The sequence below is a fragment of the Streptomyces sp. NPDC051563 genome (assembly GCF_044454225.1).
Lineage (GTDB): Bacteria > Actinomycetota > Actinomycetes > Streptomycetales > Streptomycetaceae > Streptomyces.
The window spans coordinates 18,780-32,956 of record NZ_JBITDL010000031.1 but is presented as its reverse complement, the minus strand read 5'-3'; the positions used below and the strand labels follow the sequence as shown (position 1 = coordinate 32,956).

The 14,177-nt window shown below is 71.8% G+C and carries 11 protein-coding genes; 4 read left to right on the top strand and 7 right to left on the bottom strand.

What is annotated here, in order from left to right:
* Positions 1–14: 14 nt before the first annotated feature.
* The 4 genes from purB to ACIA8F_RS30630 all read right to left on the bottom strand — a co-directional run bounded on the left by purB (position 15) and on the right by ACIA8F_RS30630 (position 5,336).
* Positions 15–1,301: an adenylosuccinate lyase gene (gene purB / locus ACIA8F_RS30645; protein WP_399383625.1), complete on the bottom strand. Its 1,287-nt coding sequence runs from the start codon at positions 1,299–1,301 to the stop codon at positions 15–17.
* A gap of 119 nt (positions 1,302–1,420) precedes the next feature.
* Positions 1,421–2,932, bottom strand: a complete 1,512-nt coding sequence (locus ACIA8F_RS30640; protein ID WP_399383623.1) for a glutamine synthetase — start codon at positions 2,930–2,932, stop codon at positions 1,421–1,423.
* Between the two features lie 131 nt (positions 2,933–3,063).
* Positions 3,064–5,010: a hypothetical protein gene (locus tag ACIA8F_RS30635; protein ID WP_399383622.1), complete on the bottom strand. Its 1,947-nt coding sequence runs from the start codon at positions 5,008–5,010 to the stop codon at positions 3,064–3,066.
* Positions 5,007–5,336 (bottom strand): 4Fe-4S dicluster-binding protein, encoded by a 330-nt coding sequence (locus tag ACIA8F_RS30630; protein ID WP_399383621.1) that lies wholly within the window; start codon positions 5,334–5,336, stop codon positions 5,007–5,009. Before ACIA8F_RS30630 ends, ACIA8F_RS30635 begins: the two co-directional genes overlap by 4 nt.
* Positions 5,337–5,613: 277 nt before the next feature.
* On the opposite strand from ACIA8F_RS30630, the gene ACIA8F_RS30625 reads away from it, so the two are divergent.
* Complete coding sequence (locus ACIA8F_RS30625; RefSeq protein WP_399383619.1) at positions 5,614–6,465, top strand: helix-turn-helix domain-containing protein; 852 nt, start codon at positions 5,614–5,616, stop codon at positions 6,463–6,465.
* Positions 6,466–6,481: 16 nt separating this feature from the next.
* Here ACIA8F_RS30625 and ACIA8F_RS30620 read toward each other — a convergent pair whose 3' ends face one another.
* Positions 6,482–7,675 carry a nuclease gene (locus ACIA8F_RS30620; RefSeq protein WP_399383617.1) on the bottom strand — a complete coding sequence of 398 codons (1,194 nt, stop codon included), beginning with the start codon at positions 7,673–7,675 and terminating at the stop codon, positions 6,482–6,484.
* 332 nt (positions 7,676–8,007) lie between these two features.
* Between ACIA8F_RS30620 and ACIA8F_RS30615 the strand changes: the two genes are divergently transcribed.
* Both ACIA8F_RS30615 and ACIA8F_RS30610 read left to right on the top strand, forming a co-directional pair.
* Entirely contained in the window at positions 8,008–8,730 is a 723-nt protein-coding gene (locus ACIA8F_RS30615; protein ID WP_399383616.1) for a gamma-glutamyl-gamma-aminobutyrate hydrolase family protein, read from the top strand.
* 247 nt (positions 8,731–8,977) lie between these two features.
* Complete coding sequence (locus ACIA8F_RS30610) at positions 8,978–10,519, top strand: alpha/beta fold hydrolase (RefSeq protein WP_399383615.1); 1,542 nt, start codon at positions 8,978–8,980, stop codon at positions 10,517–10,519.
* A 54-nt stretch (positions 10,520–10,573) separates the two neighbouring features.
* On the opposite strand, the gene ACIA8F_RS30605 is transcribed toward ACIA8F_RS30610, so the two are convergent.
* A complete protein-coding gene (locus ACIA8F_RS30605; protein WP_399383613.1) occupies positions 10,574–11,803 on the bottom strand; it encodes an MFS transporter in 1,230 nt (409 codons plus the stop codon).
* Positions 11,804–12,019: 216 nt separating this feature from the next.
* Between ACIA8F_RS30605 and ACIA8F_RS30600 the strand changes: the two genes are divergently transcribed.
* On the top strand, positions 12,020–13,279 hold the full coding sequence (locus ACIA8F_RS30600) for an ATP-grasp domain-containing protein (protein WP_399383728.1): 1,260 nt from the start codon (positions 12,020–12,022) through the stop codon (positions 13,277–13,279).
* 20 nt (positions 13,280–13,299) lie between these two features.
* On the opposite strand, the gene ACIA8F_RS30595 is transcribed toward ACIA8F_RS30600, so the two are convergent.
* Positions 13,300–14,097 (bottom strand): phytanoyl-CoA dioxygenase family protein, encoded by a 798-nt coding sequence (locus ACIA8F_RS30595; protein WP_399383612.1) that lies wholly within the window; start codon positions 14,095–14,097, stop codon positions 13,300–13,302.
* Positions 14,098–14,177 lie beyond the last annotated feature (80 nt).

The window sequence follows — 14,177 nt, the reverse complement described above, 5'->3', positions numbered from 1 at the left end:
GGTCGCCGGGCTGCTCAGCCCGCCTGCTCGCGCAGCTCCTCCAGCCGGTCGTGGACGACGTGGTGGTTGACGAGGAAGTCCTCGGGGCTGCGGGGAGCCGTCTCGATGCCTTCCGCGCGCAGCGCGTCGGCGAAGTTCTCGCCCTGCTCGGCGGTGCGCCGGGCCGCTGCCTGGACGGCGCGGTAGGCCTCCTCCCGTTCCACGCCCCGCTCCAGAAGCTCCACCAGCACGGAGGAGCTCCATACGAGGCCGCCGGTGTGGTCGATGGCGGACCGCATCCGCGCCGTGTCCACGCGCAGGTTCTCGACCATGTCCGCGGCCTTGGTGACCTGGAAGTGGGCGACGGTCAGCGCGTCGGGCAGCACGACCTTCTCCACCGCCTGGTGGGCGATGTCCCGCTCGTGCCACAGCGCGACGTCTTCCAGGACCGTCGTGGCGTACCCGCGCAGCAGCCGGGCCAGGCCCACCAGCATCTCGCTTCCCGAAGGGTTGGCCTTGTGGGGCATGGCGCTCGAACCCTGGTAGGCGGAGCTGCGGCGCTCCTCGACCTCGCGGACCTCGGTGCGCTGGAGCAGCCGGAACTCCAGGGCGATCTGCTCGACGCAGGCGCCGAGCAGGGCGACGGCCTGGATGAGCTGGGCGTGCCGGTCGCGGGCGACGACCTGGCTCGGGCAGGGCTCGATGCCCAGGCCCAGCTCCTGGCAGACGTGGAGCTCGACGGCCGGGTCGATGAGCGCGTACGTGCCGACGGAGCCCGAGACGGTGCCCACGGCGACGGCCTCCCGGGCGGCCTCCAGGCGGGCCAGCGAACGGTCGATGGCGAAGGCGAAGCCGGCGAGCTTGTGTCCGAAGGTGGTGGGCTCGGCGTGGATGCCGTGGGTGCGGCCCACGGTCGGGGTGTCCCAGTGCTCGGCGGCCCGGTCGGTGAGGACCTTGCGAAGCCGCTTCACGGCGCCGATCAGCACGTCCGAGGCCCGGGCCAGGATGTGTCCGAGGGCGGTGTCCACCAGGTCGTAGCTGGTCATGCCGACGTGCACCCAGCGGGCCGAGGACTCGGGCATGTCCTCGCAGTAGGCGGCCAGGAAGGAGAGCACCTCGTGGTCGCGCTGCCGCTGGATCTCGATGACCTTCTCCGGCGTCGGGACGGACGCCCGGCGCATGTCGTCGAGCACTTCGGCGGGCACGCGGCCCAGCTTGACCTGTGCCTCGGTGGCGAGGATCTCCACGCGTACGTAGGTTTCGTAGCGGAACTCGTCCGAGAGGAGCGCGGCCATCTCGGGGAGCGTGAAACGAGGGATCATCAGGGGCCTTCGTCGGGGTGGGGAACGGTGGGACACGGGCGGGCCGGCCGGTGGGGGACGGGTGCCCGGCGGACGGCGGCGCGGACGCGGTCGTCGTGACGGGGCAGCGCCGCCCGGGGTCAGAAGGCCGCGAAGTACTCGCGCTGCTCCCACTCGGTGACCTGGCCCGGCACCGGGGACGCACCCAGCGCCCAGGCCTCGTAGCGGCGCACCTCGCTCTCCTTCAGCTTGGCGAGGACGGCGGTCAGCGGGTCACCGAGCAGCCGGGCCGCACGCCCCGCGCGGAAGGCCTCCAGGGCCTCGCGCAGGGACTGCGGGACGGTGTCCGAGCCCTCGCGGGGCCCGTCGGCGGCGCCCCCGGCGGGCCCGTCGAAGGCCTCCAGGCCCTCAAGGCCGGCGAACAGCTGGGCGGCGATGTTCAGGTACGGGTTCGCGCTCGGCTCGCCGATGCGGTTCTCGATGTGCGCCCCCGCCCCCGCACCGACCACGCGCAGCATGGCCGTGCGCGACTCCAGGCTCAGGCCCACCCGGGTCGGGGACAGGGCGTGCTGCGTGCCCAGGCGCTGGTAGCCGTTGACCGTGGGCACCGACAGCAGGAACAGGTCGCGCAGCCAGTCCTGCAGGCCCTGGGCGTACGCCTTGCTCGTGGGGGAGAGCCCCACCGAGAGCCCCTCGGCGCTGAACACGTTGCGGCCGGTGGCGGTCTCCAGGACGGACTGGTTCAGGTGCCAGCCGCTCGGGTCCGCCCCGGCGATCGCCGGCTGCGACATGAACGAGGCGTGCAGGCCCCGGGCCGCGCACCAGCGCTTGGTGAAGACCCGGAAGAACAGCATCGCGTCCGCCGTGTCCAGCGCCGACATGGGGTCGAACGTGGTCTCCACCTGCCCGGGGCCCATCTCGTGCTCCATCGACCGCACCGGCAGCCCCAGACCGAGCAGCGCGAGCGCCAGCGGGTCGGTGACCGGGGCGACCGTGTCGTAGGCGGCGTCCAGGTTGAACTGGTAGCCCGCGTTCATCGCGGCCACCCTCGGGGCCGGGCCCTGCAGGCCGAAGCCGTTGCCCTCGTTGCCCGGCTCCTCGTCCAGGCGGCGCGCCAGGTACCACTCGACCTCCAGGCCGAGCACGGGCGTCAGTCCGCGGCCGGCGTACCGCTCCAGTACCCGGTGCAGCACGTGCCGCGAGGACAGCGGGTGGGGGCGGCCGTCGCGCAGGTACTCGTCGCCGATCACCCAGGCCGTGCGCGGCCCCTCGCCGGGCAGCACCAGGAAGGTCAGCGGGTCCGGCACCAGCACGAAGTTGCCCAGGCCGGCGATCTCGTCGACGCCGGTGCCGTGTTCGCCCCGGTAGTCCACCGCGGTGGTGCAGGCGGTGTCCTTCAGGAACGGGCCGGGGCTGTAGTTCATGCCGTTGCGCAGCACCCCGCGGAAGGTGCGGGCGGTCAGGGTCTTGGAGCGCACCAGGCCGTGCGGGTCGCCCCACACCAGACGGACGAGGTCGATTCCGTCCAGCCCCGCCTCGATGCGCTCGGCGGCCGCCAGCCGGGCGTCGTCCCACAGCCCGTGTGCCGCGACGAACGCGTGGCTCCCGACGCTGCCCTCGACGGCGGGGGCCGACCATGACCTGGAATACATGACGGGGAGCGTCCTTTCGGGAAGGCCGACAGGGGGCGTCAGGAGGCGGAGCGGGTTGTCGGGGGCCGGCCCGTCGGCACCCGGGGACGCCCCGGGGATGCACCGGGGACGCAGGCGGCCCGCGGGCGCGCCTAGGCGACCCGGGGCCGGACCGGCTCCGGGACGGCCACCGCCTCGGCCGGGGTGCCGGTGACGGACGTCCAGTGCCAGGCCGAGTCGAAGGCCGTCACCGCGGCCTGCTCCCCCTGCTCGGCGAGTACGGCCGCCTGCTGCGTCATCCGGGCGATGAAGGCCGCCACCTGGTGCGCCGCGAGCATCTCCTGCTCGGTGTACGGCTCGCCGTCGGCGCGGACGATGCGCAGGTCCATGAACCCGTTGAAGGGCCGGCCGCACACCTCGACCGGCTGGGGGCTGCGGATGGTGAAGCGCACCATGTTGTTGACGTGCCCGTGGTGGTGCTGGTCGGAGAAGTGGGCGATGTCGGGGATGGTGGGCGGCACGAAGTGGTCCCGCTCCAGGACCTTCTGGGTCCGCGGCAGGTTGCCCGCGATGAAGTGCCAGGAGTTGTACTGCATGCGGGAGGACATCGCCCAGGCGGTGTCGGCGAGCGTGGCGAGCGAGTCGCCGTAGTGCCGCCGGGCCTCCTGCGCGGGAACCACGCAGCAGAAGAAGTCCGTGATGCCCCAGGAGCTGATCTCGTCCCAGGCCTCCGCGCGCAGCGCGCGGACCAGCTCCGGCAGCGACCGGATGCCCCGGCTCATCGAGAAGTCGGCCTCGAACGCGGCGGTGGTGGCGGCGACCGCCTCGTACACGACCGCCTCCAGCCCGGTGCCGAACCCGCCGTACGGCCGGGCCAGCCAGGCCGGCTCGGTGCCGTCGTCGAGCCGCAGCTCGGCCAGCCGGTCGCCGGCCACGGGCAGGGTGGCGCGCAGGTGGTCGGTGACCTGCCGGTCCCGGTCCGCGGCGACCTCGCCGTACGGGGCCGCGACCTTCTCCACCTTGTGGATCAGGGCGCCGTGGATCTCGCGGTACAGCTGGGCGGTGCGGGTCACCTCGGGGCGGTGCGCGCCGAGCGCCGCGGCCAGGGCCATCAGCGCGTCGATGCCGGCGTCGGGACCGGCCGCGGGGATCCGCTCCCCGCCCAGGGCCGCGTTGTAGTTGCGGCGGGTGTGCTCCAGCAGCCGGCTCACGTTGTCCGGGGTGAGCTGCGAGCCGTTGGCCTCTTCGATGCGGCCGTACCCGGCCGAGCGGATGAGCAGGCTGATGCCCACGACCAGCAGGGCGTCGTGGTCCGACCACAGGTCCAGCGGCAGGCCGGACAGGCTGGCGAACACGCAGTCCGGGTGGCCCGGCCACAGCGTCTTGCCCACGACCGTGTTGGTGTCGCGGAAGTTCGTGTACTGCTTGTCCTCGATGTAGAGCATGAACGGGGCGGTGCGCTGAGCGCCCTCGGTCAGCTGCGCCAGCAGCGCCTCGCGCCCCTCGCTGCCCTGCTCCTCCAGCCAGCGGCGGCTGTCGGCCGTGTAGCGGTCGAACCGCTCCCGAGCCGTCGTCACCTCGCGCCGGTACTCGTCCAGGTGCCGCTGGGTCCACGGAACCCGCAGCACGCCGGCGACCAGCGTGTGCTGCTTGGCGAGCGGCTGCTGGGAGGGGACGCGGACGACGACCCGGCCGCCGGTGGTCAGACCGAGTTCCCCGAGGAACACGGTGGGCTCGGCGTGTTCCGGCCCGGTGGAGCCGGCGACCGCCCCGGCGGATCGCCGGGTGTCCGCGGACAGGCCGGCGACGACCTTCAGCGCGGCGGCGTCCGCGGTGCGCAAGCCGCCCGCCTGGACCTCCGCGGGCACGTGTCCGTCGAGCGTGAGCAGGATGTCCAGGGCCGCGCGCATGCCGGGGGCGGCCGAGGCCTTGTGCCACACCCGGGCCAGCAGCCCGGGGAACCCGGCGTCCTCCTCGCGCACCCGGTCCGGCTTGGGCGTGGCGCCGGCCGCCAGGCCCAGGCGGCTGGGCCGACGGCTCTGGCGCTTGCGGGCGTTGGCGGCTCTGCGGGAGCCCTCGCGGTCTACGGGCGCTGTCATGCGGCACCTTCCCCGGTGAGTGCGATGTGGCTCCACATCGCGTCGTCGGTGGGCGTCCAGTCCTCGTCGACGTAGATGCAGTCGACCGGGCACTCCAGGACGCAACGGGGGCAGCCCGAGCACAGCTCAGGGATGATCACGACGTCGAGCCCGCGGTCGAAGATCGCGCCGAACTCTTCGGGACAGCTGCGCAGGCAGGTGTCGCAGGTGATGCACTCGGACGTCTCGATGCGCCGCGGGGGCTTGGTCCAGTTGTCGGCGCGGCTGCGCGTGACGATCCGCAGGTCACGCCCGGGCCGCACATCTGACGAAGCGTTGTTTTCCACGGGCATGGACCCCTTAGACGTCGTGTCGACGAAGGTTCGAACGGACGCTCCGAGCATCCGGGGTTCCTCTGGACCGACTCCTGAACCCTGGTCGGGGCCTGCTGGAGCGCTACGTCCGGCCGGGCGGCCGCGCCGCCCGGCGCCGGGGAGGCGATCGGGAGGCGACCGCACCGGACGGGTTCCTGGAACCGGCGGCTCCGGATCGCTAGCGGCACTCGAGCTGAGCGCGATGTGCACGCGTCAGGCTGCTGACCGGCCTACACGCGGTGAGGTGCGTATGGATACGGCAGTAGAAAGGGCCATCGGGTTCATCCGGGAGCACTACGGTGAGCCTCTGGCCCTTGCACGGATCGCGGAAAGCGCCCTGCTCAGCCGGTTCTATTTCACGCGGCTGTTCAAAGAGGAGACCGGGCTCACCCCGGGCAGGTTCCTGGCCGCGGTCCGCATCCACGAGGCCAAACGGCTGATCGAGCAGACCTCGACGAGCATCACCGAGGTGTCCTACGCGGTCGGATACAACAGTGTCGGCTCGTTCACGAACTACTTCACGGCCAGCGTCGGAGTGTCCCCCAGCCGGTTCCGCCGGCTCGCGCGCGAGGGAGGAGCCGGCCTGCCGGTGACGGAGCCCGGCCCGTGGCCGGGCCGGGGCACGGTCGGCGGAACCGTCGGCCTGCCCGGGGGACACGGGAACGCACGCGTGTTCCTGGGCGCCTTCGCCACGCCCGTCGTCCAGCACCCGTGCGTCGCCGCGGCCGTCTTCGACGTACCGAGCGGCCGGCCGTCCTGCTACTCCCTGACGGACGTCCCCGAGGGGAGCTGGCACCTGCTCGCGGTGGCGGTCGCCGACGGCCCCGGCCCCGACGGTGCGGCCCTGCGGACATCGCTCGTCGGGGGGCGCGGCATGCTTCCCGTGACGGTGACCGCAGACGGCGTCACGAGCGCGGCGGTGCGGCTGCGCCCGGGCCGGCCGACGGACGCGCCGGTCCTGCTGGCGCTGCCCGAGCTCGTGCCCCCGGCCGTCTTCGTGCCGCCCCCCGGGTGTCCGTCCACCACCCCGCTCCAGGGCGCCGACGGCCGCTTCCAGGCCGCGGGGCGCCTGCGGCTGGTGTCCGCGGCGCCGGTGCCGTGACGGGCGTGCCCGCAGTTCAGGGCATCATGTCCTGCTTGGTCTTCAGCCCCTCGGCGAGCAGGCTCCATTCCCTGCCGATGCGCTCGGCGATCGGGGCGATGACTCCGAGCCAGTGGGCCGGTACCGCGTCGATCAGCTCCCGCCAGCCGTCGTCCGGCTCGGCGGCGTGCAGCTGCATCCAGCGCAGGAACTCCCGGCCGCCCGCGGTGTAACGGATGGTGGGATCGGTGGCCATCTTCGCCGCCACCGCCGCCCAGGCCGGAATCTCGTCGGTACGGTTCCTGCGCTGAGGCGCGCCGCTGGTGCCCGGTGCCACCCGCAGGGGCACCGGGGCCGCGCCGCCGGGATCCGCGGAGGCGGGCCGCGACGGTTCCCCGGCCGCCGGTACGGACCTCACGGGTGGGACGGAGCGGGCGGAGGGAACGGACCGCAGGGGCTGCGGCGCCGCGTCGGGTGTCCGGCAGCCGCTGCGCTCGGGGCTTTCCCCGCGCCGCAGCCGGGCGCTCACGTCGTGGACCGTGCCGAGCGACACGTCGGTCTCCCGGGCGACCTGACGGAGCGGGGCGTGCGGGTGCGCGGCGATGTACTCGGCGGCCCGCCGCCGGCCCTCGCCCGGGCCCACCGGACGCCGCCTGCCGTCCCGGCCGATGCGCTTGCCGTCGAGCGGTGTTCCCTCACCCGGCGTCTCGCGCAGCGACGCGATCGTCTTCGCGCTCAGCCCGGTGATGCGGGCGACTGCCCGGTCGGACCAGTCCGGGTGGGAACCCAGGACGCGCCGGGCTCCGGACACGCGGTCCGCCTTCGACAGGGGCAGTCCGTGCGAGCCGTTCGCCTGCATGGCGATGACGAGCGCCTCGGAGTTCGAGCAGTCGACGAAGCGCGCCTTGATGCTGCTGTCGCCGCGCAGCCTGGCCACTTCCATCCGGTGCAGGCCGTCGATGATGCGGTAGCCGTCGATCTGGACCAGGACGGGCGGCAGTTCCGCCGAGCCGGCCGCCTCGGCCAGAAGCCGGACGTGCGCGGCGTCGGTGCCGCTCCGGCGCAGGGGTACGCCCGCCGACAGGGAGCTGACGAGGACGTCGCGGGCGGGGAGCCGCTCGAGGTTCTTCGGGTCGAATTCGCTGCGGGCCGCTTCGTCGGCGCTCTCCGTTCTGACGGAGGAGCCGAACGCGTTCGTGATCAAGATGGCTTGCGCGCTGCTCTGAGCCATTCCTTGACTTCCTCTCTGCTGCCGCTGCCGACGAGCGTCGCAGGAGGGGCTCTAGCCGCAGTCGAGGGGAGATCGACTTCTCGTGGAAAAGCAGGACAGCGGGTGCCCGCCGATCCGGCCGAAATGCGGGGGACGAAGGGGTCCCCGTCCGTGGTATCAGGAGAGTGATTCCGTTCAGTAGCCGCCGTCCTGCCGGGCTGTGAACGATGGCCGCCGCTTTACGCGGACGGCTATTTTATTGCCGTGGCGACCCTCCGCGGAAGCGGTCGTCCCATCTGCCTCATTTCCGCAGTTGAACCCGGAAACCCGTGAAGGTGGTTATGAAATCATTCGTGAATGGTTCGGCGAGCACGGGGCGGCCGGTGATCGGGATCTGTGCGCGGACCGCGCCGGTCACCTTCCAGGGCGACGACATGGTCGTCAGCTTCGCGCTCCAGGCACATCTGGGCTTCCTGGCCGCCGCGGGCTGCACGCCCCTGCTGCTTCCGCTGCTGCCCGGCGTCGAGGCCATGGCGGACCGGATCGACGGCCTGCTGATCCCGGGCGGCCCCGATGTGGACCCGGCGCTGTACGGCGAGGACCCGCACCCCGGCACCCGGGCGATGACCCCGGACGCCGACCGCGCCGAGCTGGCCCTGATCCGGGCGGCACTTGACGCCGAGCTCCCCGTACTGGCCGTCTGCCGCGGCATGCAGTTGCTCAACGTGCTGCACGGAGGCACGCTGCACCAGCACCTGCCCGAGGTCACGGGCCACGACGGCCACTGCCCGAACACGCCGTCCTTCACCCTCGGCCCGAACCCGTTGAAGCTGGAGCCGGGCAGCCGGATCGCCGGCGTCCTCGACGAGGACGCGCCGGTGGCGGCCTGCCACCACCACCAGGCCGTCAACCGGCTCGGCGCCGGCCTCACCGCCACCGGCTGGGCCGAGGACGGCACCGTCGAGGCCATCGAAGTCGCGGATCGCCCCTTCGTCGTGGGCGTGCAATGGGAAGCGGGATTCACACCCGACCAACGACTCCATCACGCACTCGTGCGGGCCGCCGCGCGCGCGTGAATAGGCCGTAGCCGAATTTCCCAAGATTCCAGCCTCTCAGGATTTCCGTTTCCCGGGATCGGCGCTGCATCAGCCCTGGATGGCAGATTCGGCCATGATCATTCCTGAGGGGCTGGGGTGTATGCCTGAATTATGGGCAAATTTTCGGAACGAAGGCCGGTGTTTCCTGCTGGCTCCAGCCGATTTCGAGCCGATTCAAAGACCCCGTTGCCACGCTGTGAGCGCCGTGCATTCAGAAGGGGTATTCATGAAAAAGCTCGCACTGGTCACTGCGGTGATCGTGACAGGCCTGTCGGTTCAGGCCGTCGCTCCCGTGGCGGTGGCCGAGGAGGCTGCCGCGCCGGCCGTCGCAACGATCGCCTGGTCGCCGTGTCCCGACCCCGACCCGAACCTCGGCGCACTGCTCAAGGGCCTGGAGTGCGGCACGGTGGAGGTCCCGCTGGACTACGCCCAGCCCGGCGGCCAGAAGATCAAACTGGCGCTGACCCGCGCCAAGCACACCGTCGCCGAGGACCAGTACAAGGGCGTCGTGCTGCTGCACCGCGGCCAGTGGCCCGGTCCGATCAGCCGCGACATGCCGACCCGGTACGCCAAGGGCACGAGCGGGCTGGCGAAGGACGTCGGCCCCGCCTACGACTGGATCGGCATGGACCCGCGCGGTGTCGGGGCCAGCGAGCCCTCGATCGTGTGCGACACGTCGTACATCAACCCGCTGCTGCCCGACCCCGTGCCGAAGACGGCTGCGGACGAGCAGGCATCGGTGGCCCGTGCCCAGGCGTACGCGAAGAGCTGCGGCGACAAGTACGGCGACACGCTCAAGCACTTCACCACCAAGGACTCCGCGCGCGACCTCGACCAGATACGGATCGCGCTGGGCCAGGAGCAGATCAGCTACTACGGCATCGACTGGGGCGCCTACCTCGGCTCGGTCTACGCGTCGGCCTACCCGACCCGTGTGAAGCGCATGGTGCTCGACAGCGTGCCCAGCCCCAGCGGCGTCGGCTACCAGAACCAGATGGCCAAGAACTTCACGGCCGAGCACAGCGGCGGGCTCTTCTTCGCCTGGGTCGCCAAGTACGATTCCGTCTACCACCTGGGTACGACCGCGGAAGCGGTCGAGGAGAAGTACAACGAGGCCCTGGACACCCTCCGTGCGACGCCCGTCGACGGCAAGATCGGACCGGGCGAGTGGACGAACGTCTTCGAGCAGGTCGTCTACCGCAGCTGGACGTGGGTGAGCCGCGCGAAGATCCTCTCCGACTTCGTGGTCCGCGGTGATGCGACGGCGCTGCGCGCCGACTCCCCGACCCCGGGCTTCCCGCAGCAGAACCGCGTCGCGATGACCAGCGCGGTCAACTGCTCCGAAGGCCCGTGGCCGAAGAACTGGAACGTCTGGAGCGCCACTCTGGCCGGCCAGTACGCCGCCGGGAACAAGCTCCTGACCTGGAACAACGCCTGGTACAGCGCGCCGTGCGCCTTCTGGCCGGTGCAGTCGCAGGCCCCGGCGCAGGTCGGCAGCAGCAGCGTCAACATCCTGCTGGTGCAGCCGCAGTACGACCCCTCGCACGGGATGTTCGGCGCCCTCGACATGCGCCTGCGGTTCCCCAACTCCCGTCTCGTCGTGGAGCTGGGCGGCCACAACCTCGGCTCGACGCTGACGGCCAACAACAACGCCTGCCTCAACGCCTACGCCAGTGACTACTTCCGGGACGGCACCCGTCCCACCTCGTGGTGGGGCATCGACGCCACCTGCCAGGCGGCCGCTGATCCGGTGCCGCCGACCGCCTGACCCTCCGTCGAGCGGGCCCCGCACGGTTTCCCGTGCGGGGCCCGCTGCGTTTCCTCAGTGCGTCGCGGACACCGGCCGGTGCGCGTCGGCCTGCTCGTCCGGCTCGGCCTGCTCCTCCTGCTCCTCCTGCTCGGCCTGCTTGCCGGCCTTCGCCCGCCAGGCCCGCCGGGTGTCCCCGGTCGAGGCGGTGACCAGGACCGTGATGCCGGCGACCACGAAGGCCGCGGGCAGCGGACCGGCGAGGTCGCACAGCGCGCCCATGACGAGGATGGACACCGCCACGCCCGAGGGCAGCAGCGTGGCCCGCAGCGTCACCACCGACGGGAGTTCCTCGTCGGATGCCGAGGCCAGCAGCCGGTTGTTGTGATGGACGAACGCCACCTCGAAGAGCACCAGGAACAGGGCGTACAGCGCGATCGTCGGCACCGTCCGGCCGATCGCCACCGCCGCCAGCAGGGGCGCCATGGGCAGCAGCACCCAGGTGGTCGAGGGCACGTGTGAGAGGTACCGCTGGACCGGCAGGGCGGCGAGCGAGCCGGCGAAGACGGCGACCGCCGACACCGCGACGAACACGCCCACCAGCCGGGTTCCGCCGCCCAGCAGGCTGAGCGGGATCACGGTGACGGCCACCGTGTGGAAGCCCTGCCAGAACGCCACCAGGAGGAAGCGGCCGAAGAGCCGGCGCAGCACGGGGTCCTGGACGCGCAGGCTCGCGCCGGTCTTGGCGGCCGCGCCGTCCCCGGCGGCGGCCACGGCTCCGGCGGGGGACGACGGCAGGGCCCAGGCGAGGATCGCCGAGAGCGCCAGCGTGGCCGCGTTCACCGCGATCAGACCCCGCAGCGACAGGACCGAAGAGGCCGGGCCCGCCAGCGCCGCCCCGACGCTGACCCCGGTCAACTTGCAGATCTCCGCTACGGTGTTGGCGTGGTCGAGCCGCTGCGACGGGATCACGTTGCGCAGGAGGACCGAGGTGGCCGAGCGGGTGACCGCTTCGAAGAACCCGCGGACGACCACGACGGAGGCGGCCACCACCAGGAGCGCCCGGTCCGGTGCCAGGAGCGCGGCCGCGGTCACCAGCAGGCCCGCCGCCTCGGCCAGCCGGACGAGGGCTTCCGGGGCACGCTTGCTGAGCAGCCGGTTGAGCGGAGCGGCCAGCAGCAGCGCGGGCAACCACGGCGCGCTGAGCACGGCTCCCGCGAGCAGCCCCGAGCCGGTGGTCGACCCCACGTGCGTGGACAGGGCCACGAGGACCAGGAAATTGCCGCACGTATTGACGAACAGCAATATCGGCGTGATATGCGGCGAGCGAACGCTCGCGAAATAAGATGTCATCAGCTCACCCTTCCAGGATCGGAGGATGGCAGAGCTGAACGGATTTCGGCGAGCGATGGGCCTGTCTATGTTGAACTCATGACAGCAGCCGATCAGAGCACCCGAACCAGCCGGCCCAGCCGGATAAATCAGAGCGATCAGAGCGATCGGAACAGCCCGTGCGTCGTGATGGTCGACGCCTACGCCGCGGCCCGTTCACTCGTTCTTGAATTCCTGAAGCAGGGATGTTCCGTCGTCCGCCTCCAGAGCACGCGTGACGTGCCGTTCGTGTATCTCAAGGCACCGCACGTCCCGGACGACTTCATCGCCGACATCGTCCACGACGGAGATGTCGAGGCCACGGCCGACGCCGTCGCGGCGTTCTCGCCGATCGCGGTGATCTCGGGAGGCGAGATCGGAGTGGAACTCGCCGACCTGCTCGCGCAGCGGCTCGGCCTCCCGGGCAACGGCACCGCCCTCAGCACCGCGCGGCGCGACAAGCACCTCATGATCGAGACCGTGCGCGCGGCCGGGCTCCGCGCGGCCCGCCAGCTGCGGGCCACCGATGCGGACGAGCTCGCCGCCTGGCACCGCGAGCTCGGCGGCCGCGTCGTCATCAAGCCGCCGCGGAGCGCCGGCGGCCAGGGGGTGTCCTTCTGCGACTCCCCGGAGGAATCCGTGGCGGCGTTCCTGTCCCTCGCCCACGCCGACGACGTCTTCTCCCAGCCCAACAACGGGGCCGTGGCGCAGGAGTACCTCGCGGGCACCGAGTACATGGTGAACACCGTCAGCCGCGACGGCCGCCATCACCTGTGCGACGTCTGGCGGACCACCCGGGTCAGCGCCAACGGCGTCGTCGACCTCTGCGACGCCCTCCTCCTGATCGATTCGGGGGAGCCGGTCGTGGAGTCGCTCAGGGAGTACGCCTTCCGGGTCCTGGACGCCCTGGGCATCCAGCACGGCCCGGCGCACGTGGAGATCAGGATGACCCCCGCCGGTCCCTGCCTGGTGGAGGTCGGTGCCCGGATAGCCGGTGGCGGCATCCCGGCCGGTGCGAGCCTGGGCATCGGCGAGTCGCAGCTGGAGTGGACGGTCGACGCGTACGTGCACCCCGAGCGGTTCCACGCCCGCGCCGGAAACCCGTACGAGGTACGCAAGTACTGCGCGATCGCCGGCATGGTCTCGCCGGTGGAGGGCGTCCTCAGCGAGTACCGCGGCATCGAGCAGATCGAGGTGCTGGAGAGCTTCCACACCCTGCTGACCCCGGTGAAGCCCGGTGAGGAGATCCGCCGGACGGTCGACGACCTCACCTACCCGGTCATCGTGGTGCTGCTGCACGACCTCGAAGAGGTCGTGCAGCGCGACCTGAACACGATCCGCCACCTCGACGGCACCGGTTTCTACGCCCTCGACCGCGGGAGCGATCACCGCGACTCAACGTTCGACTGAGGATCCGCCGCGGTCGAACGTCACACCGCGGCCGCGGCCGGTTCCCACCGCGCCCAGGACGGGCGCGGCACCTTGTACACGAAGCTGACGGCGGTACGGGGCTCCGACGCCGTCGTGTTGGGCGCCGACCGGTGCACGACCATGCCGTCGAACATGACGGCCGAACCGGGTTCGAGGGGCACGGCGACCGGTTCGGCCGTACGGGGCAGGTGCGCGTCCGAGATGTGCGGCTCGACCGCACTCTCCAGCGGCGCCTCCCCCGGCAGCCGCTCCCGGTCCCCGCCGTGCGGGAACAGCCCGAGCGCGTGCGAGCCGGGGATGAACTCAAGGCAGCCGTTGCGGGTGGTCGCCGGTTCGAGAGCGATCCAGATCGTCACGATGCCGTGCTCCTCGGCGCCGAAGCCGGGCGGCGCGAAGGCGATGTCCTGGTGCCAGGGCTTGGCCGAGCCCACGACGGGAGGCTTGGCCCACAGGAACGCGTTGACCAGCTCGCCCGGAGCGCCGACGCCCCGGGCGACCGGCCCGTCGGCCAGGCCCAGCGAGCGCTGCACGGCGTCGAACTCCGGGACGTGCTCATGGATCCGGTCGGCCGACCGGAGCACCCCCTGGAGGGCGCCGGCCCCCTGCTGCCAGGCCGCCCATCCGCCGACGCCGGGCGCCTCCAGGACGAACTCCCCGCTGGAGGCCGTGCGGTCGGCGGCCAGCTCCTCGATCCGGCCCACCGCGCGCCGGAGCCGGGCGAGCGCGTCGCCGGTCGCGAGCCCCGGGAGCCGTGTGAACCCGTTCTCCCGTATGTCCCGGGAAGCGGTGTCAACCATTCTTTCCTCCTTCTCTGAACGTCAAGATCGCAATGAACTTACCCTCAGGTTATCGAGGAATGCTCTTTTCCTGGTTCACC